The sequence below is a fragment of the Segniliparus sp. genome (genome assembly GCF_051660745.1).
GTDB lineage: Bacteria > Actinomycetota > Actinomycetes > Mycobacteriales > Mycobacteriaceae > Segniliparus.
Genome location: NZ_JBOFQF010000038.1, coordinates 30,287 through 54,038, shown reverse-complemented (window position 1 = coordinate 54,038; position 23,752 = coordinate 30,287). Strand labels below are relative to the sequence as shown.

Genomic DNA, 23,752 nt, shown 5'->3' with positions numbered 1-23,752 from the left:
GGTCTCTGGCCTCTCGGCTCGTGCCACTTGCCGAAACGCGTGATATTGTGCCTATATGGGAGAGCTCAACGAAACTGTGAGCCTGGAGATCCGGGGACACCTGGCCAGGCTCCAGTTGACGCGGTCGGAGGCCGCGGAGGCTCTCGGGGTGAGCTCGCGGGCCATGACCGATCTGCTGGGGAACCGCCGCACATGGCGGGTGGACGAGATCGACAAGGTCGCCGAGTGGCTCGAGGTCAACCCCGAGGACTTGTTCTTCCCAAAGCGCGACGGCGCGGACGACCGCTCCCATCGGCAGCCGCCGAAGAAGGGGGCTGCGGACGACTCATGAGGCGCGCACAGCACACGACGACACGGACAACAGCACAGCACTGACGGATTGTAGGGACCGAGGGAAGGAAACAACGATGTCATGGGTAAAGATGTCGGACCCCGACGGGGTTCGCAAGCACGGGGACAAGTTTCACAAGGCGAGCGAGCACGTTGACTCCGTCACCGACCGGATGGACAATATCAACTTGGGCAGCTCGGTTGTCGGGGAGTACTGGCAGGAGCACGGGGAAGCGCTTCAAAAGACTATTCCAATAGTGCAAGACCCCTGGCGAGGACTCGCGAAAAACCATAAAAACTACGGCAACAACCTGCACTTTGCGGTGGACACCTACCAGGGCACCGATGAAACCCATGCGGACAACTTGAAGAACACAGAAATACCCGACGGGAAGCTCTGAGCGCGCGCAGGGACTGAGAGAGGACTGGGGAATTGGGAAAAGTAATGTTTTTTGAAGGTTTTGAAGAGCTGCCAACAAGCGGAGCCGTGCGCAAGCCGCCTCTCAAGAAAGGCAAGCACCGCACCCCTCACGAGCGCCGCGACGACAGGCACGGGCATGGCTCCAACGGCAGCACCCAGCAAGATCAACGGCAGCACCAGCACGCGGGCGACGGGAGCCGCCAAAACCAAACCAACCAGCAGCAAAGCGGCCATCACAACTCCCAGCACACCGACAACCGCGACCAGAGCAACCACTACAACGACAATCGCGACCACAGGCAATACAACGACAACCGCGACCACAGCAGGCACCACACCGACAACCGCGACCAGAGCAAACACTACGACCCCAATATCAGCATCGGCACAGGCGGTGGCGACAAGAACGACGGGGGCCGTGGCAATGACGATGGCGACTATGACAGCGGCAGCGGCCACAACGACGACGGTGACGGATACGACGGCGACGACGAATCCCCCGCGGACGATCTCAATCCGGACGACGGCGGCGGCAAGACCGACTACGACAGGCAGACGGAACACGGCAAATACAAGACTGGGGCCGATGTCCTCACCCCCACCAAGTCTTCCGTATGGGGTGGCGACGTCGACGTCCTCGAGGTGCTCTACGGCTACATCAAGTCTCGTGTGGCGAACAAAGGCGCGCTCAATGCCAACGGCATTCAATGGAACGAAGAGTACGACAACATCGACAAAGTCAAGAGCTGGTACGAATCCGGAAAAGATATCAATCTTGCCGCTATTTGGGACGCCTCGAAAATCCTTCTGGACGCGCACGGTAATTACAAAGCCGCCCAAGACGAGCTGAAAAGCAACATGTCGAGCATAGAATCGTCTTGGGCGGACAACGCGCAAAAGGCCGCGAGCGAGCGCTTCGACCAAGACCATCAGCTGACTCAGGAGAACCTGACGCATCTCCACAGCAAGGCAACAGCCGTGAACGACGTGGGCGACGACATCGTGGACGCTCTTGAGCAGAAACGCGACGCCATCGGGGAAAGCGCGACCAAGCTCGCAAGCGACTACATCAAGAACAACAATTCTGATTTTGATTTGCGAATCTCCAGCGGTATCGCTGTCATGCAGTGGAAATGTCCTTCTTTCCATAAGAAGAGCGAACACCATGGCGTCGACATGCGGAGCGACAAGTCTTTCGATTTCGACCCGAGCGGGAAGGGCGTGAGCGCCAAAGACATCGCTGGCTACTTGAAGGCTAAAAAAGGCTACGAGAAGGACCAGTCAGGCTTGATGGACGCCGCTATGGACGCGGTCGGCGACGCAGTCGGCGCTGTTTGGAACGAAGTGAAAGACATCGCCACCAACCCCGAGGTGGTCTGCGGCGTCATCGGTGGCGTCGCCGGTTCCGTCCTTGGGCCTGCGGGCACCGTGGCCGGGGCGGCTTTGGGAGCCTCGATGGGCAGCGCGTTCGAGCAAAAGCCCGCCAACCCCCAGGTCGAGTCCGACGAGGCAGGTGTGCGAAAACTAGGACAAGACGCCGCGGGCGACCTCGCGGACATGGGCGTGCCGAAATACGCGCAGTACCACGCCGAGGAGTACCACGCCGCGTCGTATGTGAAGAGCGATCTCATCAGTTGCGTGCAAGACATCGACCTTGTTTGCAGATACATGAACCGTATGCATGACGCCTTTGTGGATTCCGTCGGACAAGGTTACGACACCCTGAAAGAGGCGCTCAGCGGCACTGATGGCGATAAATACTCCAACGGGACCGGCGGCGGCGGAACCGGCGGCGGCGGGACGGGAGGCGGCGGAACCGGAGGTGGTGGGACCGGCGGCGGCGGAACCGGCGGCGGGACGCCTGCCGCGTCTGACCTCTCCAGCGGCGGGAGCGATGTCGGCTCCGGAACCGGGGGGTCGGGAGGTTCTGGTTCCGGCGGCGGGGCCGGGGATATCGGAAAGGCGCTCGGCGAGGTCGGGAAATCACTCGGCGAGGTCGGGAAATCACTCGGCGAAGCAGTCAGCGGCCTCGGCTCCGCGCTCGGCGGAGCCCTGCAGGGGCTGATGGGCAGCATCGGGCAAATCATCCAAGCCGCCACCCAAGCCGCCCAGCAGCAACAGCAGCAGGACAAAGACAAAGACAAAGATGAAAAAGACAAGAAAGACGACGAAGACAAGGACGAGGAAGACAAACAAGACGGCGACGAGGACGGCTCGGACCAGGAAGACAAAGACGGCGAAGCCGCAGACGACAAGAAGGACAAAGACGGCGAGCACAAGCCCGCCGGGGCGTCCCCAGCTGGCGCGTCCCTGAGCTCCGGCCCTGCCGCCAGCACGCAGCACGCCGCCCCTCTCGCCCAAGCCAGCCCTACTCTCGCCACCGCGCCCGCAGGAATGGGGCACGCTCCCGCCGCCGCCAGCAACGACGGCGCTGTCCACAAGCAGGCCAGCAACGACCACGGCGACTTCGAGGTCCAAGCCAACGTCCGCCAAGTCGGAGCCAGCGCTGGCGGCCAAGGCCATCTCACCGGGTTCGAATAAAACCAGGAGGACAACATGAACGTGCTCGAACAGCTGCTCGCAAAGCGACGGCGCTACCACGAAACTGTTCAGCGGCTCTCGGCAGAAACAATCCAGGCCTTGGACACGGTCAAAGCCAGCCAAGACAAGCTCGACCAGGCCGTTGAGGAGAAGATCGAGGAGATCAACGAGCGTATCGAGGATTCGAAATCTGAAGCCCAGAGGCAAGCGGAGCAAGACTGGTCCGGCGGCGGGCAGAAATTCGGCAACCTCGAAGAGGACGAGCCCGAGGCGAGCAAGCCGGTCCGCCGAGCTATGCGCGATGACGACTCGACGCGCAGTTTCGGAGCCAGTCACGACGAGGAGGAGGAATCCGAGCCCTATCGTCGTCCACAGCGCTGGGACGACGAAGACGAGTCCGAGTCGGAGAACACGCCCGAGCCCGTCTCCGCGAGGTCGGCCAAGCACAGTTGGGACGAGGAGGAAGAAGAGGGGGAGTCCCCCAGCGCCTCCCGAAGCGACGACTGGGGCGGCTCGACTCGACGATTCGGCAACTACGGAGACGACGAGGACCGCGACTAGAACCGCCACGGTACGATTTGCACTATGCGCATCACACTTGCAGGGAAAATCTTGATCGTCTGGCTGACGTTGGCTTCCGCGCTCACAAGCTGCTCCTTGCTCGAAAAAGCGCGTGAGATAAAGCGGGGCGGCAGCACGGCATCCAGCCAAGACAGCAACTCCACTACCCATGGCAATACCAGCCAGACCACGGTCGAAGCACTCAAGAGCCTTCCCCTTTTCAAGGACGTCGCCACGAGCATGGAGCAGCAAGACTGCGTATTCGACTTCGCGGACGCGAAAGAGCGAGAGCAATCTTTGAAGCGGTACATCAAAGAAGAAGTCGAATGCCTCAATCATGCGTGGCAAGAACCGCTCAAGGCCACTGGGTCAAGCCCTTCTCCTCAGCACCCGAACATCAGATACACAGACAAGACCGCATACGACACAGCATGCGAAAAAGGCTTGAGCGAAGCATCTGCTGAATGTTCACAGCAAGGACTCACCTTCCAGATAAGCAACACTTCCTACTATGCTGATTCTAATTCTCTCGATACAACCTGGGCCCTCGTCGAGGTGGTGTCCACCTATAGCTACTGGCTGCTCGACGCCCTCGGCGAAGAGGAAATCATGAACAACCTCGCGGACAAAACAGGCCCCCAGTCTTCACAAGGGCACGAGATCTACCGCCGCCACAACTTAAGCGCCTGGTGCCTGAGCGGAGTGTATGTCGGCGCTCAAACCGGACACAATCCAGATGAGCAAGAATTCTTTCATTCCGTTTACAACAACCAAAACAATGTCGTAGCCAACACGTCGTCTTCCCCTGAAAACGGGGACACCCCCACTGGCCAGCACCAACTCGACTGGTTCCGCAAGGGCGTCGACTCGGGCGGGCGGCCCTCCGCGTGCAACACCTGGGCCGCGCCCGCGTCCGAGGTCTCCTGACTTCGGCTAGCCCTTCGCGGCCAAGCCTTTCGCGCGGCCCTTGTCCTGCGGGCCCCAGAGCGTGGTCGTCACCTCGCGTTTGACGAGGGGGATGACTTCTTCCGCGAACCGGCGCAGCACGTCGTTCTGCTGCTCGACGTCGAGCACGTGGTTGATCGACACGGATTGCAGGACGTGTCCGAAGCTCTCGTGGTAGTCGAGGATCTTCTCGGCGACCCGCTCTGGCGAGCCGACGAGCGCTGGGCCGCGCGCCACGGCGTCCTCGATGGTCTCGAAGTCCAGGGTCTTGCCGAGCACGCGCTGCCCGCCTTGGCGTTTGAGCGCCTGGGCGACCTGGCCCTCGTAGAACGGCCGGTATTGCTCGACGGCGGCTTCGGTGGTGTCCGCGAGGAACAGCCCGCCCGAGCCGGAGCCGACGTACTGCGCCTCGGGGTCGTGCCCGGCTTCGTCGTAGAGCTCCCGGTACTTGTCGATGAGCGTTTTGTAGTTCTCCCTCGGCTGCAGCGCGTTGGCCGTCACGATGGGGTCGCCCCATTTCGCGGCGAGTTCGACCGCGAACGCGGAGGTGGCGGAGCCGTGCCAGATCCGGAACGGCCCGTCGTAGGGCCGGGGCAGCGTGGTCGCGCCTTCGAGCTTCGCCCGGTGCTTGCCCTCCCAGTCGACGTGCTCTTCGCGCAGGAGCCTGCGCAGGAGCTCGTAGTTCTCTTGCAGGTACTCGTACTGCTTGTCGATGTCCTTGCCCGCCAACGGGTATTGCAGGACTTCGTTGCCTTTGCCGATGACGATCTCCAACCGGCCCCGGCTCAGGTTGTCGATGGTGCAGTAGTCTTCCGCCACGCGGACCGGGTCGTGCAGGGAGAGCACGGTGACCCCGGTGGAGAGGAGGATCCGGCTGGTGGAGGCCGCGATCGCGCCGAGGATGACGGCGGGCGAGGACGAGAGCACCTCGCCCGCGTGGCGCTCCCCCACCGCGAACGAGTCGAAGCCGAGCCGCTCGGCGAGGACGGCGGTCTCGACGACCCGGTTCAGCCGGTCCGCTGGCGGCACCGTCTCGCCCGTGACCGGGCTCGGGGGGTTGAAGACGATATCGAGGACTTGGAAGCGCACGAGTAAAGCCTAGCGCCGAAACCACTCTTCGGATGTGCGGGCGATCTGGCGGCGGGCTAGCTCCGGGGCGGCCGGGCTTCGACGAAGTCGATGCGCACGGTCACCGGGGCGGTCCCTTGTGCGGCGATCCAAGGCCCGGAGGTGGAGGCTTGGCGGACGCGGGCGCGGACGTCGTCGTCGGGCACGAACGAGGCGACGCCGTCGCGCCACCGCTTTCCTTGCTGGATGCGGACGTTCGGGTTGGCCGCGATATTGGCGCCCCATCCGGAGAGGGTGCCGTGCCCGCAGATGACCCAGGCCCCGGACTCGTCGAAGATCGGCGACACCGGCACGCGCCGCAGCTCGCCGGTTTTGCGTCCGACTGTCTCTAATTCGGCGACCTGGTTCGTGGGCACCAAGCCCAGTTTGGCGAAGAACCTCACGGACGGGTTCAGCGCGTACCGGCCGACGGCCCGGATGACGCGGAACTTCCGCAGATCCTTCGCGGTGTGCTCTGCCATTGCGAAACGCCTTTCTCTGCCGAGCGCCTCCTTGGCGCTGCCACGGCACTATTCTATAGTAAATAGTATATTCCGTGTTCTGGCAGGCCCGCCTCGGACCGCGGCCTCGTCACGACGAGGCGGCACGGGCGAAGTTCGAGGTCAGCTCCCCGATCACCAGGTCCCACACTTGCTCCGGCAGGGTGTGGCCCATGCCGGGCACGATCTTCAGGCGCGCGCCGGGGATCGTCTTGGCGAGGTCTTTGCCGCAGGCGGGGCGGATGAGGGGGTCGGAGTCGCCGTGGATCACCACGGTGGGGCGGGCGATCCGCCGCGCGCGCCCGACGAGGCTGCCGGTGCCGAGGACGCCGTCGAGCTGCCGCGCCGCGCCGCCCGCGTCGCCTTTGCCCCGGTCGAGCATCGCCCCGAGCTCTTCGCGCAGCACGGCCTCGTCCATCGGGATTTTCCCGGTGAGGGTCCGGTAGGTCGCGACCAGGCGCTCGACCGACTGCTCCCTCGTCTCGTTGGCGGGCGGCGGGGCCAACAGGACCGGCAGGCCCCGCAATGTGGCGGGCAGGACGAAATTCCGCAGCGGCGAGGTGAAGATCGCCCCGAAGCTGAGCACCCGGTCGGCGTGGTCGGCGGCGAGGATCTGGCCGATCATCCCGCCCATCGAGGCTCCGACCACGTGCGCCCGATCGATCCCGAGGTGGTCGAGCACGGCGGTCGCGTCCTGCGCGAGGTCGGTGAGGTCGTAGTTCGGGGCGCTCCCGTTCGCCCCGACGAAGGCCCGCAGCACGCTGGGCAGCAGCGGCCTCGGCCGCTTGCCCCAGAACTTGGTGGACTGGCCGATGTCCCGGTTGTCGAACCGGACCACCCGGTGCCCCGCCTCCGCGATCCGCTCGCAGAAGGCGGCGGGCCAGCCGAGCATCTGCGTGCTCCACCCCATGACGAGCAGGACGGCGGGGTCGGACTCGGAGCCGAACTCCTCGTAGCACAGCTCGACGGGGCCGCCGCGCGCCCGATCGCTTCGGGCGAAACCGGCGCGGCGGGGGACGGTCGGCGATGTGTCAGACGTCATGCCCGCAATTATGCCCGCGCCCTCGCGAAGTTCGCCGTCAGCTCCTCGACGAAGAAGTCCCACAGCCCGAACGGCAAGGTGTGCCCCATGCCCTCGACCACGTTGAGCTTGGCCCCCGGGATCAGCCGGGCGAGGGATTTCCCGCAGGAGACGCGCACCAGCGGGTCGTCGGTCCCGTGGACGATCACCACGGGCCGGTCGATGGCGGCGGCGGAGGCCGCGAGGCTGCCGGTGCCGAGGATCGCGTCGAACTGGCGCAGGGGCCCTTCGCCGTCCGGGTAGCGGTCCCACATGGCGTCGAACTCCGCGCGCAGCCATTCGGTCTCGGCGGGGTAGTCGCGCCCGGCGATCCGCTCGTAGCCCCGGACGAACCGGACGGCCTCCTGCTCCTTGGTCGGGGACTTCGGCCGCTTCTCGGCGAGGCCCGCGAGCAGGCGGGCCCGGATCGGGACGACGAACCGCTCGTTCGCGCAGGTGAAGAAGAGGCCGAGGCTGCGCACCCGCTCGGGGTGCTCGGCGGCGAGGATCTGGCCGATCATCCCGCCCATCGAGGCGCCGACGACGTGGGCGCGCTCGACCCCGAGGCAGTCGAGCACCGCGACGGCGTCGCCCGCCATGTCGCGCAGGCCGTAGGGTTTGGCGCTGGGCAGGCCGAAGAAGTAGCGGACGGCGCGGACCGGCAGCGTGCGCGCGGGCTGGAGGCCGTCCAGCTTGGTGGAGAGCCCGACGTCGCGGTTGTCGAACCGGACCACATGGAACCCTCGCCCCGCGAGCTGCTCGCAGAACCCGCTCGGCCACAGCAGCATCTGCGCGCCGAGGCCCATGACGAGCAGCACGGTCGGGTCCTGCGCCGAGCCGAATTCCTCGTAGCACAGCTCGACCGGCGGCTTGCCGGGAGATTCGTTGCGCGCGAAACCGCTCCGGCGCCGGGCGGCCTCCGAGGCTGCGGTCACTCGTTACGCCTTGTGGCTCTTGCGCGCCGCGCGCCACACCTGGAACATGCGGGCCGCGCCGACGAGCGCGGTGCCGAGGACGCCGATGATCGCGGCGGCGAGCAGGAGCACGCCGAGCGGCAGCGAGACGTCCCAGGAGAGGAAGACGACTTTGGTCGGCTCCTGGTTCTGCACGATGAAGATCAACAGCACGATCAACAGCAGCGTGCCGAGGATGATGCCGGTCCAGGCCGCCCCGGTGCGGGTGTGCTTGACCGCGTCGAGGTGCTCGGTGCCCTTGCCCTTCTTCCCAGGCTTGCCCTTGCTCTCCGCGATGGCGGGCGGCGCAGAGTCCGCAGCCGGGACCGGCGCGTTCTTCGGCGAGTCCGGGCCGAGCGAGACGGGGGCCGCCGGGCCTGCAGGCGCGGCGGGCGCGATCGGGTTCGCTGCGGGATCTGCGGATTCAGTGCTCATAGGAAGTTATCTTTGTGCATCTTGGCGCATCTGACAAGTCATACGGCCGACGACACGGGGCCCGCGCGCCGAGAGGCGCGGATTCGCCAATATGTCAATTCTATTGACTCTTGGGCTTTCGCCCGCTAAATTGAGTGACACATCAATTATTGACGTGTCACGCAACCGCCGTGCGGCGGCCGAGGCCGCCGACGCGGACTGGCGCGCCCACGCCCTGACGAGGAGAAAAGGAAGGTCGCCATGGCGCACCCGCAATCGCACGCCCCGTATCTCTGGCTCGACAAAACCGTGCTGATCACCGGGGCGGGCCAGCGAGTCGGGCGGGAGCTGGGCGAGCTGCTCGCGGGGAAGGGCGCGCGCGTCTGGCTCGGAACCAGAAAGCCCGAGGAGTTCGACCAGCTCGTCGGCATGCTCCGCACGCGGTGCCGGAATATCACGGCCATCGCCCTCGACATCGCCGACGACGAGTCCATCGCCGAAGCCGTCGCCGAGGTCGGCAGGAGGGAAGGCAGGATCGACGTCTTGATCAACATCGCGGACATCGCCCCCCACCGGGGAAATCCCGCCCTCGGCCTCGACAAGGACATGACGCGCGCCTGCCTCGACGTGAATTTTGTCGGCCCCTGGCTGGCGGCCCAGCACGCGCTGCCGCTCTTGCGGCGCTCGTGCTCGGCGATGGTCGTCAATGTCACCTCGGGCATGGACGGCACGGGCTTCGAGGAGGAGCCCGCTCCGGAACGCGGCGGCGCGGGAAACCGGGCGCCCGCGGCCGGGCTGCACTTGCTCTCCCGCGTCGTGGCGACCGAGCTGCGCATGGAGGCGGGGCTCCGCAAGAGCGGAGCGGTGCGGATCCTGTCCGTCGCGCCCCCGGCAGGGGGCGCCGGCATGGCCGCGGCGGAACAAATCGTCGCCGCCATCGCCAGGCCGTCGTCCGAGCCGAGTCGCCCGAGCTAGGGGCAGGCGCCCCTCAATCGCCCTCGGGCTGCGAGGGCGCCGGGAGATCGGGGAAATCCTCGGAGCCTGCCAAATAATCGAGCAACGACCGGTGCGCTTCGGCCAGCGCGGCGAGCTGCTCCGGCGCGAGCTGGTCGAAAAAGTGCCGCCGAACCCGCTCGGCCTGGCCCGGAGCAGCGGCTCGCAGCCGCCGCAGCCCCGCCGGGCCCAGGCGCACGATGGAGTTGCGGCGGTCGGCCTCGCCCGGCGCGCGCTCCACGAGCCCTCGCGCCTCCATGCGCCGCACCTGGTGCGAGACCCTGCTCCTCGACCATCCGAGCGAAGCCGCCAATGCGGTCATCGTCGTCTGCTCGCCTTCGACGTCCACCAAAGTGATGAGGATCTGGTAGTCCACGAAGGAAAGCCCCGACTCCACCGCGAGCTCGCGGCCGATCCGGGAGAACAAGATGTCGATCATCTTGACCATGGCCTGCCACGTCTGCGACTCGCTGTCGCTGAGCCAACGCGCATGGCCCGGATCGGCGATCCAGTCCTGGCGTTTCACGCGCTCAAACTATCAGAGAAGCCGTTTTCGGCCCTTCTGGCGCGGAAGCCGAGCACGAGCGCCCTTCGCGCGGCCCGCGTTTCACCTCGGCAACATAGGGGCAATATCGGTCCGTTAGCTTCTGTGGATGACTGCTGTGCTCGGCGAAGAGTCCGCCGCCCCTGCCGCCGCCGCTCGGCGGGACCCCCGGCTCTCGAACAAGGACTTGGCCCCTGTCGAGCAGCAGAACTGGGGGGTGTACAACTTCGTCGCGTTCTGGATGACCGACATCCACAGCGTCGCCGGGTACACCACGGCGGGCAGCCTGTTCGCGCTCGGGCTGGCGGGCTGGCAGGTGTTCGTCGCCCTGATCGTGGCGGTCGCGCTCTCCTACGCCCTCGCGAACCTCGTCGCCGAGCCCAGCCAGCGCACCGGAGCGCCCTACCCCGTGGTCTGCAGGCTCTCCTTCGGCGTGCTCGGCGCGAACATCCCGGCCATTTTGCGCGGGATCAACGCGGTGGCCTGGTACGGGATGCAGACCTACCTCGCCGCGAACGCGGTGACGCTGGTCCTGGTCAAGCTGTTCCCCAGCCTGGTCCCCTACGCCGAAGCCGGGGCGCACGGCTTCCTCGGGCTCTCCGCCCTCGGCTGGGCGACGTTCATGGGGGTCTGGACCGCCCAGGCCCTGATCTTCTGGCACGGGATGGACTTCATCCGCAAGTTCGTCGACTGGGCGGGCCCCGCCGTCTACGCCGTCATGATCGTCCTGTGCGGCTGGCTGGTCTACCAGGCCGGATGGGGCGCGGTGAACTTCAATCTCAGCGAGCACAGCAATCTCAGCGAGCACGGCGGACTCGGCGGGGCGGACCAGCCGAAGACCGTGGCCGGGGCGGCGTTCGCCATGGTCGGGGCGGTCGGGCTGGTGGTGTCCTACTTCGGCGGGCCGGTGCTGAACTTCGGGGACTTCGCCCGCTACGGCAAGTCCATGCGGGTGATCCGCACGTCCGGATTCTTCGGCTTGCCGGTGAACTTCTTGTTCTTCTCGCTCCTGGTCGTCGCCACCGCCTCGCTCACCGCCCCGGTGTTCGGGGAGCTGGTGGTCGATCCGAACGGGGTCGTCGTCCGGATCCCGAACTCGACGGCCATGGTCGTCGGCGTCCTCACCATCCTCGTCGCGACCGTCGGCATCAATATCGTGGCGAACTTCGTCTCCCCCGCGTTCGACTTCTCCAATGTCCGGCCGCAACGGATCAGCTGGCTCGGCGGCGGCATGATCGCGGCGGTCGCGTCGGTGTTCATCGCGCCGTGGAAGCTCATCGAGAACCCCACGGCCATCCACTACACGCTCGAGACCCTCGGGGCGTTCCTCGGCGCGCTCTACGGGGTGCTCGTCGTCGACTACTACTTGGTGCGGCGCAGGCGGATCGTGCCGGAGGACCTGTACAGCATGTCGGAGACCGGCAGCTACTGGTACACGCGGGGGTTCAACCCGACGGCGATCGCGGCAACGGCTTTCGGCGGGGCGGTCGCGGTGGCCTGCGTGCTCGCGGGCGGCCCCGAGGCGGCTCCGGTCCTGCATATGATCGCGCAGTGCAGCTGGTTCGTCGGGGCCGCGCTCGCCGGGCTCGCCTACTGGGTTTTGGCCCGTCCCTCGGCCCGAGCGGGCGGCGCGGAGGAATTGTCACCGAACGATTAAGTTCCGTCACCGTGAGCGAATCTACTCCCGATAATTGGCCCTGAGCCGGGATTATTAGGTATCGTCAATGAATGACCGCGCAAACCGCCACCCCGCGCCCCGCCGGTCGGGGCCGCCTCACCAAGTTGGACCGCCGCAAGCTTCTGCTTGACGCGGCGAACGAGGTCTTCGCGGAGCAGGGCTTCCACAAAGCCTCGGTCGAGGAGATCGCCGAGCACGCCGGAGTCAGCAAACCGGTCCTCTACCAGCACTTCCCCTCGAAGCTCGAACTGTACCTGACTGTGCTCGACCAGCACGTCGGGGAGCTGATGCTCCGGGTCCGCCAGGCGATCCGCGCGAGCACGAACAACCACGACCGGCTGATCGAGGCGGTGCGCGTCTTCTTCGACGTGATCGACACCAACACCCGGGGCTACCGGCTGCTCTTCTCCACCGACCTCCTCCAGCCCGAGGTGCGCACGCGCATACAGAAGGCCACCGACGCCTGCGTGGACGCCGTGTTCGACATTGTCCGCCACGACTCGGGCCTTGAGCTGTACCACGCGAAGATGATCGCGGTGAACCTCGTCGGCCTCATCCACGTCAGCGCGCAGCACTGGCAGGACAGCGGCAAGCCGATCCCGAAGGAAGAGGCGATCATGGCCACGGTCGCCTTCGCCTGGGGCGGCCTCGCCCGCGTCCCGAAAATCGAGGTCTAGCCGCTCACGCCGCGAGGATTTCCCGGCAGATCAAATGGATGAGATGCAAGGCAGCGGAGCGCGACGTGTATTGGGGCGCGGAGCATACATGAGCGCTCCGCTAACGCCGCAGATCGCTATTTGAGCGCCGGGAAACTAGCCTGCGAAGCCGACGCGGCGCGTGTCCGAAGAGCCGATCTCGATGTAGGCGATACGGCTCGCCGGGATCAGGTATTGGCGGTCTTTGGAGTCCAGCAGGGTCAGCACCGAGTCGTCGGCGAGCGCGGACGAAATGAGCTGGGCGACTTCGGTCGCCGACTGCGCGCTGTCGATGGTCAGCTCACGCGGGCTGTGCACGATGCCGATCTTCACGTCCACCGGTTCTCCAAACTCTCGGGCGGTCCTCTTGGGTTCGCCTGCCAGCCTATCCCACAAAGGGAGAAGCCGGGCGCTCTGCCGACTATGCCGAGCGCGAAAGCTCCGCTACAGTGGACGACATGGAATATAACACCGTTACGTCTCACCTTGGCGCCAGTTCGCTCCGCAGGGCCTCGGACCTCCTCACGAGCTGGGGCAGCCACCCGGCGCTCGGCAGGAGGCTCCGCAAGGCTCGCAAGGACCCCTCTCTCGGCCGCTCGCTCCGAGACAAACGGGTGCTCGTCACCGGGGCTTCCTCCGGCATCGGCGAGCAGGCCGCCTACCAGCTCGGGAAGCTCGGCGCACAGCTGATCCTGGTCGCCCGCAGGGCCGAGGAGCTCGAAAGCGTGGCGAAACGAATCCGGGTCGCGGGCGGGCGGGCCGAGGCGATCTCCTGCGACCTTCGCGACCTGGACGCGATCGACGCGCTCGTCGCCGAGGTCGTCGGCAAGCACGGCGGCGTGGACGTGCTGGTCAACAACGCGGGCCACTCGATCCGCCGCAGCCTGCCCGAGCAGCTCGAACGCTGGCACGACGTCGAACGGGTCATGCAGATCAACTATTTCGGAGCGGTGCGCCTGATCCGAGGCTTTTTGCCCGGCATGCTGGAGCGCGGCGACGGGCACGTCGTCAACGTCACCACCGGGGGCGTGCTCTCGGAGGGCGTGCCGAAATTCGCCGGGTACATCGCGGCGAAGGCGGCGCTCTCGACCATGGGCCGGAACATCAATATGGAGCTGCGCCACAAGGGCGTGAGCGCCACGACTTTGTACTACCCGCTCGTGCGCACCCCGATGATCGCCCCGACCGAGAAGTTCGCAGACATGCCCGGGCTCTCTTCGGAGCAGGCCGCCGAGTGGATCGTGCTGGCCGCAAGGGCGCGGCCCAGCCGAATCGCGCCCCGGCTCTTCGCCCTCGCCCCCGGGTTCACCGCGCTGTTCCCGGAGCTGAGCGAGAAAATCACCGGCTCGCAAGCGCGATGACCCCCTCCGCCCGCTACAATGCTACTCGTGAGTAACTTAGCCGCCCCGACGGTCGCGAAACGGCGCAGCCCGCTCAAGCGGGCGCTCCTCGCGAGGGACCTCTGGTTCATCAAGGCCGTGAACGGCAAAGAGCTGCGCGCGGCGCGCAAAGACCCCTCCTACGGGGCGCCGCTCCGGGGGAAACGCGTGCTCATCACCGGAGCCTCGTCGGGGATCGGCGCGGCAGCCGCGTACCAGTTCGGCAGGCTCGGGGCGAAAGTCGTCGTGGTCGCCCGCCGGGCCGAGGAGCTCGAAGCCGTCGCCGCCAAGATCCGGGCCGAGGGCGGGGAGGCCGAGGCCATCACCTGCGACCTGCGCGACTACGACGCGGTGGACAAGCTCGCCGAGACGGTCAACGCCCGGTTCGGCGGGGTGGACGTCCTGGTCAACAACGCCGGGCACTCGATCCGCAGGCCGGCGGCCGAGTCGCTGGAGCGCTGGCACGACTTCGAGCGCATCATGCAGATCAACTTCTTCGCGCCCCTTCGCCTGACCAGGGGACTGCTCCCCGGCATGCTGGAGCGCCGCGACGGGCACGTCATCAACGTCGCGAGCCTGGCGGTCGCCAACCAGGTCGCGCCGTATTTCACCGCGTACGCGGCGGCGAAGGCGGCGCTGTCGATCGCCACCCGGATCATGGGCTTCGAGCTGCGGCGCGAGGGCGTGCACTTCAGCACGCTGTTCTACCCGCTGGTGCGCACGGAGATGATCGCGCCGACCGGGGAGTACGACCGCGTCGCCACCCTCTCGCCGGAGGAGGCCGCCGAATGGATGACCCTCGCCGCCCGCATCCGGCCCATCCGCGTCATCCCCAGGTTCTCCGGAGCCGTCGGCTTCTTCAACGCCGTGTCCCCCAAGCGCGTCGACTACTTCTTCCGCCGCTCCGGCATCCGTTTCTAAGCCCTGCCCGCACCCCCTCCAACCCCCGTCCCGCTGAAAATACAGAGATGTAGGATATCCATTATGAGCAACGGCGTCATCCCCGCTTCGCAGATCGACCCCAAGGGCACTCCGCCCGCGCCGAAGCCGCGCGGGCTCGCCGCCAGGGCGAACCAGGTCGTCGGGCGCTGGATCCTGGGGGCCGCCACGACCCGCGACATGCGCAAAGCCCGGAAGGACCCGTCTTACGGGCTCCCGATCCGGGGCAAGCGGGTGCTCATCACCGGCTCCTCCTCCGGTATCGGCGAGCACGCGGCCTACCGGTTCGGCAAGCTCGGAGCCCACGTGCTCCTGGTCGCCCGCCGGGCCGAGGAGCTCGAAGCCGTCGCCGAGCGGATCCGCGCGGCGGGCGGACAGGCGGACTTCTTCCCCTGCGACCTGCGCGACCTGGACGCGCTGGACGCCCTCGTCGCGGACGTCGTCGCGAAGCACGGCGGCGTGGACGTCTTGATCAACAACGCCGGGCACTCCATCCGCAGGCGCACCGTCGAGCAGCTCGAGCGCTGGCACGACGTCGAGCGCACCATGCAGATCAACTACTTCTCCGCGATGCGACTGATCCGGGGCTTCCTGCCGGGGATGATCGAGCGCGGCGACGGGCACGTCATCAGCGTCGCCAGCTGGGGCGTCGTCCACGAGGTCAACCCGCGTTTCGCGCCGTACATCGCCGCGAAGTCCGCGCTCGCCCAGGTGACCAGGACGATCGGCACCGAGCTGCTGAGGAAGGGCGTGCACGGCACGACCCTGTACTTCCCGCTCGTGCGCACCCCGATGATCGCCCCGACCGAGGAGTACAACGAGCTCCCCGCGCTCACCTCCGACGAGGCCGCCGAGTGGATGGAGCTCGCCGCGCGCACGCGGCCGGTCCGCGTCGTCGCCAAAGTCTCGTGGGGGATCGGCCTCTTCAACGCGCTCGTCCCGAAGTTCGTGAACTCCTTCCTCATGCGCGAGGCGGGCCGTCGCTGATCTTCCGCGCCCCCTAGCGCTGAGACAAAAACGCAATTATGCTTCTCGCATGAGCAGCATTGTCGAATCCGAGCTCCTGGCGGCGCCGCGCCCGAGGAGCCTCGCCGCAAGGGCGAACCACACGACGGCCCGCTGGGCCATGCAGGCGGCCGTCACCAGAAAAGTCGCCAAAGCGCGCAAGGACCCCTCGTACGGCGTGCCGCTGGACGGCAAGCGGGTGCTCATCACCGGCTCCTCCTCCGGTATCGGAAAGGCTGCCGCACGCCAGTTCGCCGCGCGCGGAGCCCACGTGCTCCTGGTCGCCCGCCGGGCCGAGGAGCTCGAAGCCGTCGCCGCCGAGATCCGCGCGGCGGGCGGGTCGGCCCGCGCGCTGCCGTGCGACCTGCGCGACCTCGACGCGGTGGACGCGCTCGCCGCCGAAGTCGTCGCCGAGCACGGCGGCGTCGACGTCTTGGTCAACAACGCCGGGCACTCCATCCGCCGCACCACGCTTGAGTCGCTGGAGCGCTGGCACGACTTCGAGCGCACCATGCAGATCAACTACTTCTCCGCGATACGCCTGATCCGGGACCTCGTGCCCGGCATGGTCGAGCGCCGCAGCGGGCACATCATCAATGTCGCCACCGGCGGGGTCATCAACGACGCGATGCCGGAGTTCTGCGCCTATGGCGGCTCGAAGGCCGCGCTCTCCCTCGTGAGCCGGACCCTCGGCTTCGAACTGCGCCAGCACGGCGTGCACGCCACCACGTTGTTCTATCCGCTGGTGCGCACCCCTATGATCACGCCGACCAGGGAGTTCGACGGGCAGCCCGCGCTCACCACGGAAGAAGCCGGAGAATGGATGGTCCTCGCCGCCCGCACCAGGCCGGTCCGCGTCGCCTCCCGCGTCTCGGCCCCCGTCGACATCCTCAACGGAGCCTCCCCGGAGCTGCTGAACAAGGCCTTGCGCGTGGCCTTCCGGGTCTCCGGCCAGGCCCTGGGCTAGCCCGCGTTACGCGGCGGGCTCTTCGAGGCCGAGGAGCTTGATCCGCTCCTCGTGGCGCTCGGTCACCTCGTCGAAGAGCTGGGCGAGCCGGTTGAGGTCGCCCGCGCTCTGCAGCAAGAGGTCGGCGAGCTCCTCGCGGCTCGCCAGCACGGCCTGCGCCTGGGCGATCGCCTCGCCGAGCAGGCGGCGGGCCCAGAGCGCGAGGCGGGAGCGCTCCTTCGGGCTCGCCAGGACGGCTTCGCGCACCGGGTCGACGACGAACTGCGCGTGCGCGCGGTCGCTCAGCACCTCTTTGACGACCGTCGCCACGTCCGGGGGCAGCCCGTCCGCGATCTCGAGGTAGAAGTCGGCGGCGAGGCCCTCGCCGACATAGAACTTCACCAGGGCTTCGAGCCAGGTGTTCGGGGTGGTCCGGGCGTGGAACATGTCGAGCACCGGCTGGAACGGCGTCATCTCCTGGAAGACGTCGTCGCCCCGCGCGGCGAGCGCCTCGCGCAGCGTCTCGAAATGCTGGAACTGCGCGGCGCCCATCCGGGCGATCGCGGCCTTCCCCTCCATGGTCGGCGCGAGCGAGGCGTCCTCGGCCAATCGGTAGTAGGCGGCGAGTTCGCCGTACGCGAGCACCGCGAGAAACTCGGGCACACCATGCCATTGCGCTGCAGCGGGGGTCTGGTCCACGGGTCTCAGTGTACCCACCGCCATGTATACTGGGCTGGCGCGTCACGGGTAGACGGGAGCCGGGGCGAGCGCCTTCATCATGGAAGAGAGCATCGCCGTGATGAGCAGTGCACGCGCGCCTCGTCCGGCGCGCCCGACGAGAGAGATACAGATCATCACAACGGAGATCGGACCGAGTTTCGCGGAACTCGGCGTACACCCCGAAATCGTCGCTTCGCTCGCCGCCGCGGGCAAGCACAACGCGTTCGCGATCCAAGAGCAGGCCCTGCCGCTGGCCCTCGGCGGCCACGACCTCATCGGCCAGGCCCGCACCGGCATGGGCAAGACCCTCGCCTTCGGCGTGCCGCTGCTCCAGCGAGTCGCCGAAGCCGAGGCGGAGGACATTCCCCGCGCCCTGGTGGTCGTGCCGACCCGCGAGCTGTGCCTGCAGGTCACGAACGACCTGATCGACGCCTCCAAGCAGCTCCGGCTCGCGGACGGGCGCCCGAGCCGGATCGTCTCCCTCTACGGCGGCAGGCCGTACGAGGGCCAGATCGCCACATTGGAGAAGGGCGTCGACGTGGTCGTCGGCACCCCCGGCAGGCTGCTCGACCTCTGGGGACGCGGCGACCTCAAGCTCAACGCGATCCGCATGCTGGTGCTCGACGAGGCGGACGAGATGCTCGACCTCGGCTTCCTCCCCGACGTCGAGAAGATCATGGCGAAGCTGCCGACCGGCAAGCAGACCATGCTGTTCTCCGCCACCGTCCCCGGCCCGGTGCTCACCCTGGCCCGGACGTTCATGACCCAGCCGACGCATATCCGCGCCGAGGGCGGCGACCTCGCCCCGGTGCACGAGCGGACCGCGCAGCACGTCTATCGCGCGCACTCCCTCAACAAAGACGAGCTGGTCTCCCGATTCCTGCAGGCCGAGGGGCGGGGGCAGACGATGATCTTCACCCGGACCAAGCGCAGCGCGGGCAAGCTCGCCGACGAGCTCACCCTGCGCGGCTTCAACGCGGGGTCCCTGCACGGCGACATGAGCCAAGGGGCGCGCGAGGAGGCCCTCTCCGGGTTCCGCAAGGGCAAGATCGACATCCTGGTCTGCACCGACGTCGCCGCCCGAGGCATCGACATCGACGACATCACCCACGTCATCAACTTCAACTGCCCCGAGGACGAGAAGGTGTACGTGCACCGGATCGGCCGCACCGGCCGCGCGGGCAAAACCGGTATCGCGGTCACACTGGTGGACTGGGAAGACCTGCCTCGCTGGGAGTACATCAACAAAGCTCTCGGGCTCGATTTCGCGGATCCGCCGGAGACGTACTCGAACTCGCCGCACATCTACGCCGAGCTCGCCATCCCCGAAGGCTCCACCGGCAGGCTCGCCCCCGCGCCGAAAGCCCCGCCCCGCGAGCCCCGCGAGCGCGGGGACCGTCCCGCCCGCCGCGGCGAGCAGGGCGACCGCGCGCCTCGGCCCGCTCGGGATCGTCAGCGCACCCGCAGGAGCAGCTCCCCCGGAGCCTCGGACGGCGCGTCCGCTCCGTCCGACGCGTCTGCGCCTGCCGCCGCCTCCGACGCGGCAGACGCTTCTGGCGCTGAGAGCGCGGCGAAGAAGCGCCGTCGGCGGCGCAAGCGCACCGGCGCGCCCGCCCAGCCTTCCGCAGAGTGACCTCGCGCAATCCAGGGTGACCCGATGAAAAGGCCTGTCTTCTGGCGTGATTGCCTGATCGCGACATCGATCGTGTTGACAGTGCTCGCCGTGGCCGCCGTCCTGTGGTGGCGCGCCCCGATCAGGCAGGCGGTCTCGCAGACCGCGTCGCGGAACGTTCCGCCGCCCCCCGACGCGGCCGCCGTGCCGGACGGCTTCGACCTGGCGTGGTCGAAGCCGAACGCCGCGAGCGCCTCCCCCATGGTCGTCGGGGGCGTCCTGGTCACCGCCGACGGAGGAAGCCTGGTCGGCTGGGAGGTCGCGAGCGGCAAAGAGGTCTGGCGTTTCGCCGAGCCGACGGCGCTCTGCGCTGCGACGGCCGCCTGGGGCAAGGTCTACGCCGTCTACCGCGAGCCGCGTGGCTGCTCGCTCGTCGTGAGCCTCGACGCGAAGACCGGGAAGAGGTCGAGCCAGCTGCACGCGGACGCCCGCAGCAGCGAGGCCGACCAGCAAGTCCGGCTCATCACCACCGTGCCGGCGGAAGGGACCGACGCGCAGGAGGCCCAGGCGGACCCGAGCTCGGACTGGTACTCCCACATGGTCCTCGCGGTCGGCTCGCGGCGGGTCGAGCTTTGGCACGACGACCTCCTGCGCAGCGTGGAGTACGGGCGCGCTCCGACCCCGTTCGAGCCGAAGCAGCAGCCGCATCCAGGGTGCGCGCTCCGATCGGCCGCGATGGGACAGGAAACATTCGCGGTCCTGGAGCACTGCCCGCATGACGGCGCGCTGCGGCTCTCCTTCCTCAAAATCTCGCCGAAAAAGGACACCAAACCGGAGCAAACCTTCTCCGCCGTGGTCTCCGAGCTCGGCTTCGCGAAAGACGCGCGGCTGCTCGCGGTGCGCGGAAGCCGCGCCTTGCTCTCGGTCCCCCCCGCCGATGGGTCTGCGGCGAAGATCATGGAGGTGGACGGGCACGGCAAGGTCGAGCAAAGCTACGACCTGACGCTGCCCGTCACGGGACAGGACGCGCAGCCGTGGCGGACCAGCGCCGTCCTCACGACCTGGTGGACGGGAGCAGGCGTGGTCGGCCTCTCCCCGCTCGACCTTGCCCCGGTCTTCCAGGTCCCCGACCTCGCGGGCCCGGCGACGGAGATGGCCCGCCAGCTCGTCGCGCCGACCGCGACCGGGATCGCGGTCCTCGACGCGAACACCGGGGAACGCCTCCGCGAGATCCCGACGGACGGGGCGGCCCTGTCGCCGAGCGGGGTCCACCTGGCGGTTTGCGGCTCCATCGTGCTCCGCCAGCAGGGCGGTCGCGTGCTCGCCTACGCTCCTCGCCGATAGGAAGACCCCGCCCCCCGCCGACCGCCCAGCGGCATGCTGCAAGATAGTGCGATGGCTTCAAAGCATCGGGTCGTGCTTATTCGGCATGGGGAGACCGAATGGTCCCGCATCGGGCGGCACACCAGCGTCACCGACCTTCCCCTCCTGCCGGTCGGACAGGCCCAGGCGAAGGCCTTGCAGGGCCCGCTCGCGCAACTGCAGCTGCACGACCCCCTGGTCTATTCGAGCCCGCGCAAACGCGCGCTGCAAACTGCGGAGCTCGCCGGGCTCGCAGTCAACGAGACGTGGAACGACCTCGCCGAATGGAACTACGGCGAGTACGAGGGGTTCACGACGCAGCAGATCCAGATGATGGAGCCGAACTGGTCGGTGTGGACGCATCCTTCTCCCGACGGGGAGAGCGAGGAAGAGGTGCTGCACCGGGCCGACCGGGTGATCCGCGAGGCCGTGTCGAGACTGGCGTACCACGATGTGGTGCTGGTCGGCCACGGGCATTTCAGCAGGGCGCTCGTCGTCCGCTGGCTGGAGCAGCCGCTGATCCTCGGCAGACGGTTCGCTTTCCCCGCCGCGTCGATGACCGTGCTCGGCCATGAGCACGATATCCGCGTCGTCGAAGGCCTCGGCATCCGGAACGCCCCAACTGGCTATCTCGACGGCGCCGGGCTCCCCGTCGCCCCTCTGGCATAGGGTTTTCGCCGCGCTTGGAGTTCGAGGAACGCGAGCCGCGCGCAGGCCCGCGTCCGATCAAGCCGAAGTGAGCCGGATGACGGGGATGGCGCGGCCGGCGGCCGCGGCGCGGGCGCGATAGTCGGGGAACAACGGGAATGCCTGGTCGGCCAGCGCCCAGAGTCGGGCCAGCTCGGCACCCTCCGCCACTATTTCGGCGACCGTGGGGATGCCGTCGCCCGATTTGGAGATCGCGACCTGGGGATTCTTGCGGATGTTGTAGTACCAGCCCGGATGCCTTTCGCGGCCGTAGCTGGAGGCGACGACCACCACCGCGTCCCCGTCGTGGAAATACAACACAGGGTTGGTGCGCCGCTCGCCGCTCTTCGCGCCCATTGTGGTCAGCAGCGCCATCATCTTCGCGGGCCCAGTGCAGAGCCGCCCGCCGCTCACGCGCATAAGCCAAGGGTCGACCCTCGGCGAGACGTTGATGACGAACCATCTGAAGGGCGAGGTTCTCAGCATGGCAAATCCCATCGATATCAGCCACCCCTTCGGGGCGGTCGGATCGAGCACAGGGAGCGCCGAGCCATGCGTGGCCGTTCTGGAATGCCGGGAAGGCTTCATGAGTTCCTCGAATCTGATCGCGGTTCTTCACAATCCAGCATGACACAAATTCGTAAGATTGTCTCGCGCGTGGAATCGGCCGCCCGACATCCCCAACCGGCCAGCGCCACCCCGCCCGCCCAGGCCGACCTCAGAACGTGCGGTTCCCCTGGGTCCACCGCAAGGCGGACGGGACAAAGAGGCAGACGAGGTTGGCAAGGGCCGCAATGCCGAGCGGATAACCGATCAACGGCTGCTGGGAGTCTTTGACCGTGCCGTAGGCGATGGGCAGCAAGATCAGGCAGAAAATGACGATCACGCCCCTGCCCCACGCCTTGCCCTTCAGAAGCGACCAGCCCGCCGCGCCGAACGCTCCGCCGAAAGCGAGGAACGCGATTGCGGTCGCGGGAGAGGAAAGACCGGGGAAGCTCCTCCCCAGAACTGCGGCCACCCCGACCGCGACGCCGAAACCGGCCGCGATGAGGCCCAACAGAATCGACACGGCGCCCGCCACGACAACAGGTTTCGGAGGCGGGACGGCGAGGTTCGGGCCGGAGCCGGAATGAGGGTCAGAGTTCATCGCCCTCAAGCGTAGGCGCTACGCTTGGCGGGTGCGCGCGGTCCTGGTCGTCAATCCCCGTGCCACGACGACCACGCCGCACACGAGGGCGCTGCTGATCTCCGCGCTCGAGCGCGAGCTCGACCTGACCGTCAAAGAGACCACGCATCGCGGCCATGCGGCGGAACTCGCCGCCGACGCTCGCGGCGAGGCGGACCTCGTCATCGCCCACGGCGGGGACGGAACCGTGAACGAGCTGGTGTCCGGCCTGCTCGGAGCGCCCCAGGAGTTCACGACGGCGGAACCCGGCCAGGCAGGCACGACGCCCGCGATCGCAGTGATCCCCGGGGGCTCCGCGAACGTGTTCGCCCGCTCCCTCGGGATCAGCCCAGATCCGAGCCGCGCCGTCGACCAAGTCCTCGAAGCGCTCCGGACCGACGGGCGCAGACGCATCTCTGTCGGACTGTGCGACTCGCGATTCGAAGACGGGCGGCACGAGGAGCGCTGGTTCATCTGCAACGCGGGCCTGGGCATCGACGCGGACGTCATCGCCATGATGGAGGCCGGACGCTGGTCGGGCCGCCCGGTCACGCCGACGCGGTACCTGCTCGCCACCGTGTCCGCGTTTTTCCGCTGGGCCTTCCGCCCCGGCCCGCTCACCCTCGAACTGCCTGGCGAGACGCCAGTTGACGGAGTACGGCTCGCGTTCGTGAGCAATTGCACCCCATGGACCTACCTCGGCAGTCGCCCCATCACCACCAACCCAGGGGTCAGTCACGAAAAAGGCCTCGGCGTGTTCGCCACCACAAAACTTGGCCTCTGGCACGGGATTCCGCTCTCCATCGCGCTGCTCTCGCCGAAGAAAGCCCCCGACACGGCAGGCTCGATCCGCATCGACGACCTCCACAAACTCGCCCTGACCAGCAAGGAGCCCCTCCGCTGCCAGATCGACGGAGAGTATGTGGGCCAGCGGGTTCGAGCAGAATTTCGCTCTATTCCGTCCGCGCTCAACGTCGTCGCTCCCCGTTTGTTACCGAACTGAGCCAGCCATATTTCGTTTTCTCGTGCGAGCTGGGAAATTTTGGAGTAGAACTGGTAGGGCCAGCTACAAAACGACACGCCAGGCCGCCCGAGAAGCAGGAAGGTGACAAAGACCACTCTCCCCTCTTGAGCACTTGACTTCCGTCGAGATTGTGCGACCATACAAAGGCAACATTGCGGAAACAATGGGCCA

Annotated in this window: 26 protein-coding genes; 16 read left to right on the top strand and 10 right to left on the bottom strand. The window is 67.2% G+C overall.

Going from position 1 to position 23,752, the window contains the following annotated elements; translation table 11 throughout:
* Positions 1–55 precede the first annotated feature (55 nt).
* The 5 genes from ACRC20_RS13450 (at position 56) to ACRC20_RS13430 (ending at position 4,780) form a co-directional block, all read left to right on the top strand.
* A complete protein-coding gene (locus ACRC20_RS13450) occupies positions 56–331 on the top strand; it encodes a helix-turn-helix domain-containing protein (RefSeq protein WP_438686891.1) in 276 nt (91 codons plus the stop codon).
* 91 nt (positions 332–422) lie between these two features.
* A complete protein-coding gene (locus tag ACRC20_RS13445) occupies positions 423–731 on the top strand; it encodes a type VII secretion target (protein ID WP_438686890.1) in 309 nt (102 codons plus the stop codon).
* A gap of 32 nt (positions 732–763) precedes the next feature.
* Entirely contained in the window at positions 764–3,292 is a 2,529-nt protein-coding gene (locus tag ACRC20_RS13440; protein WP_438686889.1) for a hypothetical protein, read from the top strand.
* Positions 3,293–3,307: 15 nt separating this feature from the next.
* Positions 3,308–3,853, top strand: a complete 546-nt coding sequence (locus ACRC20_RS13435; protein WP_438686888.1) for a hypothetical protein — start codon at positions 3,308–3,310, stop codon at positions 3,851–3,853.
* 24 nt (positions 3,854–3,877) lie between these two features.
* Positions 3,878–4,780 (top strand): hypothetical protein, encoded by a 903-nt coding sequence (locus tag ACRC20_RS13430; RefSeq protein WP_438686887.1) that lies wholly within the window; start codon positions 3,878–3,880, stop codon positions 4,778–4,780.
* Between the two features lie 6 nt (positions 4,781–4,786).
* On the opposite strand, the gene ACRC20_RS13425 is transcribed toward ACRC20_RS13430, so the two are convergent.
* The 5 genes from ACRC20_RS13425 to ACRC20_RS13405 form a co-directional block, all read right to left on the bottom strand.
* Positions 4,787–5,887 (bottom strand): LLM class flavin-dependent oxidoreductase, encoded by a 1,101-nt coding sequence (locus tag ACRC20_RS13425; RefSeq protein WP_438686886.1) that lies wholly within the window; start codon positions 5,885–5,887, stop codon positions 4,787–4,789.
* A gap of 56 nt (positions 5,888–5,943) precedes the next feature.
* Positions 5,944–6,387: a nitroreductase family deazaflavin-dependent oxidoreductase gene (locus tag ACRC20_RS13420; protein ID WP_438686885.1), complete on the bottom strand. Its 444-nt coding sequence runs from the start codon at positions 6,385–6,387 to the stop codon at positions 5,944–5,946.
* Positions 6,388–6,496: 109 nt separating this feature from the next.
* Complete coding sequence (locus ACRC20_RS13415; protein ID WP_438686884.1) at positions 6,497–7,447, bottom strand: alpha/beta fold hydrolase; 951 nt, start codon at positions 7,445–7,447, stop codon at positions 6,497–6,499.
* A gap of 8 nt (positions 7,448–7,455) precedes the next feature.
* A complete protein-coding gene (locus ACRC20_RS13410) occupies positions 7,456–8,400 on the bottom strand; it encodes an alpha/beta fold hydrolase (RefSeq protein ID WP_438686883.1) in 945 nt (314 codons plus the stop codon).
* Positions 8,401–8,403: 3 nt separating this feature from the next.
* Positions 8,404–8,853, bottom strand: coding sequence for a LapA family protein (locus ACRC20_RS13405; protein ID WP_438686882.1), 450 nt, complete (start codon positions 8,851–8,853; stop codon positions 8,404–8,406).
* Between the two features lie 240 nt (positions 8,854–9,093).
* Between ACRC20_RS13405 and ACRC20_RS13400 the strand changes: the two genes are divergently transcribed.
* A complete protein-coding gene (locus tag ACRC20_RS13400; protein WP_438686881.1) occupies positions 9,094–9,807 on the top strand; it encodes an SDR family NAD(P)-dependent oxidoreductase in 714 nt (237 codons plus the stop codon).
* A 13-nt stretch (positions 9,808–9,820) separates the two neighbouring features.
* Here ACRC20_RS13400 and ACRC20_RS13395 read toward each other — a convergent pair whose 3' ends face one another.
* A complete protein-coding gene (locus ACRC20_RS13395) occupies positions 9,821–10,351 on the bottom strand; it encodes a MarR family winged helix-turn-helix transcriptional regulator (RefSeq protein WP_438686880.1) in 531 nt (176 codons plus the stop codon).
* Positions 10,352–10,478: 127 nt separating this feature from the next.
* On the opposite strand from ACRC20_RS13395, the gene ACRC20_RS13390 reads away from it, so the two are divergent.
* Entirely contained in the window at positions 10,479–12,026 is a 1,548-nt protein-coding gene (locus ACRC20_RS13390) for an NCS1 family nucleobase:cation symporter-1 (RefSeq protein WP_438686879.1), read from the top strand.
* 71 nt (positions 12,027–12,097) lie between these two features.
* A complete protein-coding gene (locus ACRC20_RS13385; RefSeq protein WP_438686878.1) occupies positions 12,098–12,724 on the top strand; it encodes a TetR/AcrR family transcriptional regulator in 627 nt (208 codons plus the stop codon).
* Between the two features lie 135 nt (positions 12,725–12,859).
* Here ACRC20_RS13385 and ACRC20_RS13380 read toward each other — a convergent pair whose 3' ends face one another.
* On the bottom strand, positions 12,860–13,081 hold the full coding sequence (locus tag ACRC20_RS13380; protein WP_438686877.1) for a DUF3107 domain-containing protein: 222 nt from the start codon (positions 13,079–13,081) through the stop codon (positions 12,860–12,862).
* 119 nt (positions 13,082–13,200) lie between these two features.
* Between ACRC20_RS13380 and ACRC20_RS13375 the strand changes: the two genes are divergently transcribed.
* The 4 genes from ACRC20_RS13375 (at position 13,201) to ACRC20_RS13360 (ending at position 17,032) form a co-directional block, all read left to right on the top strand.
* A complete protein-coding gene (locus ACRC20_RS13375; RefSeq protein WP_438686876.1) occupies positions 13,201–14,103 on the top strand; it encodes an SDR family oxidoreductase in 903 nt (300 codons plus the stop codon).
* Positions 14,104–14,121: 18 nt separating this feature from the next.
* Positions 14,122–15,042 (top strand): SDR family oxidoreductase, encoded by a 921-nt coding sequence (locus ACRC20_RS13370; RefSeq protein ID WP_438686875.1) that lies wholly within the window; start codon positions 14,122–14,124, stop codon positions 15,040–15,042.
* Positions 15,043–15,240: 198 nt separating this feature from the next.
* Positions 15,241–16,047, top strand: a complete 807-nt coding sequence (locus ACRC20_RS13365; protein ID WP_438686991.1) for an SDR family oxidoreductase — start codon at positions 15,241–15,243, stop codon at positions 16,045–16,047.
* 49 nt (positions 16,048–16,096) lie between these two features.
* Complete coding sequence (locus ACRC20_RS13360; RefSeq protein ID WP_438686874.1) at positions 16,097–17,032, top strand: SDR family oxidoreductase; 936 nt, start codon at positions 16,097–16,099, stop codon at positions 17,030–17,032.
* A 6-nt stretch (positions 17,033–17,038) separates the two neighbouring features.
* On the opposite strand, the gene ACRC20_RS13355 is transcribed toward ACRC20_RS13360, so the two are convergent.
* Entirely contained in the window at positions 17,039–17,710 is a 672-nt protein-coding gene (locus ACRC20_RS13355; protein WP_438686873.1) for a ferritin-like fold-containing protein, read from the bottom strand.
* Between the two features lie 100 nt (positions 17,711–17,810).
* Between ACRC20_RS13355 and ACRC20_RS13350 the strand changes: the two genes are divergently transcribed.
* The 3 genes from ACRC20_RS13350 to ACRC20_RS13340 are packed head-to-tail and all read left to right on the top strand — an operon-like array spanning position 17,811 to position 21,374.
* A complete protein-coding gene (locus ACRC20_RS13350; protein WP_438686872.1) occupies positions 17,811–19,364 on the top strand; it encodes a DEAD/DEAH box helicase in 1,554 nt (517 codons plus the stop codon).
* 24 nt (positions 19,365–19,388) lie between these two features.
* Positions 19,389–20,687 carry an Rv3212 family protein gene (locus ACRC20_RS13345; RefSeq protein WP_438686871.1) on the top strand — a complete coding sequence of 433 codons (1,299 nt, stop codon included), beginning with the start codon at positions 19,389–19,391 and terminating at the stop codon, positions 20,685–20,687.
* Positions 20,688–20,738: 51 nt separating this feature from the next.
* Positions 20,739–21,374, top strand: coding sequence for an acid phosphatase (locus ACRC20_RS13340; RefSeq protein ID WP_438686870.1), 636 nt, complete (start codon positions 20,739–20,741; stop codon positions 21,372–21,374).
* Between the two features lie 57 nt (positions 21,375–21,431).
* Here ACRC20_RS13340 and ACRC20_RS13335 read toward each other — a convergent pair whose 3' ends face one another.
* Positions 21,432–21,929: a nitroreductase/quinone reductase family protein gene (locus ACRC20_RS13335; protein WP_438686869.1), complete on the bottom strand. Its 498-nt coding sequence runs from the start codon at positions 21,927–21,929 to the stop codon at positions 21,432–21,434.
* Between the two features lie 181 nt (positions 21,930–22,110).
* On the bottom strand, positions 22,111–22,539 hold the full coding sequence (locus tag ACRC20_RS13330; RefSeq protein WP_438686868.1) for a formate--tetrahydrofolate ligase: 429 nt from the start codon (positions 22,537–22,539) through the stop codon (positions 22,111–22,113).
* A gap of 31 nt (positions 22,540–22,570) precedes the next feature.
* Between ACRC20_RS13330 and ACRC20_RS13325 the strand changes: the two genes are divergently transcribed.
* Complete coding sequence (locus ACRC20_RS13325; RefSeq protein ID WP_438686867.1) at positions 22,571–23,560, top strand: diacylglycerol/lipid kinase family protein; 990 nt, start codon at positions 22,571–22,573, stop codon at positions 23,558–23,560.
* Positions 23,561–23,752: the final 192 nt, after the last annotated feature.

What these genes read in the sequence shown, in the direction of transcription:
- ACRC20_RS13450 (WP_438686891.1), top strand. Translation starts at nt 56, where the DNA reads ATGGGAGAGCTCAACGAAACTGTGAGCCTGGAGATCCGGGGACACCTG.
- ACRC20_RS13445 (WP_438686890.1), top strand. Translation starts at nt 423, where the DNA reads ATGTCGGACCCCGACGGGGTTCGCAAGCACGGGGACAAGTTTCACAAG.
- ACRC20_RS13435 (WP_438686888.1), top strand. Translation starts at nt 3,308, where the DNA reads ATGAACGTGCTCGAACAGCTGCTCGCAAAGCGACGGCGCTACCACGAA.
- ACRC20_RS13430 (WP_438686887.1), top strand. Translation starts at nt 3,878, where the DNA reads ATGCGCATCACACTTGCAGGGAAAATCTTGATCGTCTGGCTGACGTTG.
- ACRC20_RS13420 (WP_438686885.1), bottom strand. Translation starts at nt 6,387, where the DNA reads ATGGCAGAGCACACCGCGAAGGATCTGCGGAAGTTCCGCGTCATCCGG.
- ACRC20_RS13415 (WP_438686884.1), bottom strand. Translation starts at nt 7,447, where the DNA reads ATGACGTCTGACACATCGCCGACCGTCCCCCGCCGCGCCGGTTTCGCC.
- ACRC20_RS13405 (WP_438686882.1), bottom strand. Translation starts at nt 8,853, where the DNA reads ATGAGCACTGAATCCGCAGATCCCGCAGCGAACCCGATCGCGCCCGCC.
- ACRC20_RS13400 (WP_438686881.1), top strand. Translation starts at nt 9,094, where the DNA reads ATGGCGCACCCGCAATCGCACGCCCCGTATCTCTGGCTCGACAAAACC.
- ACRC20_RS13390 (WP_438686879.1), top strand. Translation starts at nt 10,479, where the DNA reads ATGACTGCTGTGCTCGGCGAAGAGTCCGCCGCCCCTGCCGCCGCCGCT.
- ACRC20_RS13385 (WP_438686878.1), top strand. Translation starts at nt 12,098, where the DNA reads ATGACCGCGCAAACCGCCACCCCGCGCCCCGCCGGTCGGGGCCGCCTC.
- ACRC20_RS13375 (WP_438686876.1), top strand. Translation starts at nt 13,201, where the DNA reads ATGGAATATAACACCGTTACGTCTCACCTTGGCGCCAGTTCGCTCCGC.
- ACRC20_RS13370 (WP_438686875.1), top strand. Translation starts at nt 14,122, where the DNA reads ATGCTACTCGTGAGTAACTTAGCCGCCCCGACGGTCGCGAAACGGCGC.
- ACRC20_RS13365 (WP_438686991.1), top strand. Translation starts at nt 15,241, where the DNA reads ATGCGCAAAGCCCGGAAGGACCCGTCTTACGGGCTCCCGATCCGGGGC.
- ACRC20_RS13360 (WP_438686874.1), top strand. Translation starts at nt 16,097, where the DNA reads ATGAGCAGCATTGTCGAATCCGAGCTCCTGGCGGCGCCGCGCCCGAGG.
- ACRC20_RS13350 (WP_438686872.1), top strand. Translation starts at nt 17,811, where the DNA reads ATGAGCAGTGCACGCGCGCCTCGTCCGGCGCGCCCGACGAGAGAGATA.
- ACRC20_RS13345 (WP_438686871.1), top strand. Translation starts at nt 19,389, where the DNA reads ATGAAAAGGCCTGTCTTCTGGCGTGATTGCCTGATCGCGACATCGATC.
- ACRC20_RS13340 (WP_438686870.1), top strand. Translation starts at nt 20,739, where the DNA reads ATGGCTTCAAAGCATCGGGTCGTGCTTATTCGGCATGGGGAGACCGAA.
- ACRC20_RS13330 (WP_438686868.1), bottom strand. Translation starts at nt 22,539, where the DNA reads ATGAACTCTGACCCTCATTCCGGCTCCGGCCCGAACCTCGCCGTCCCG.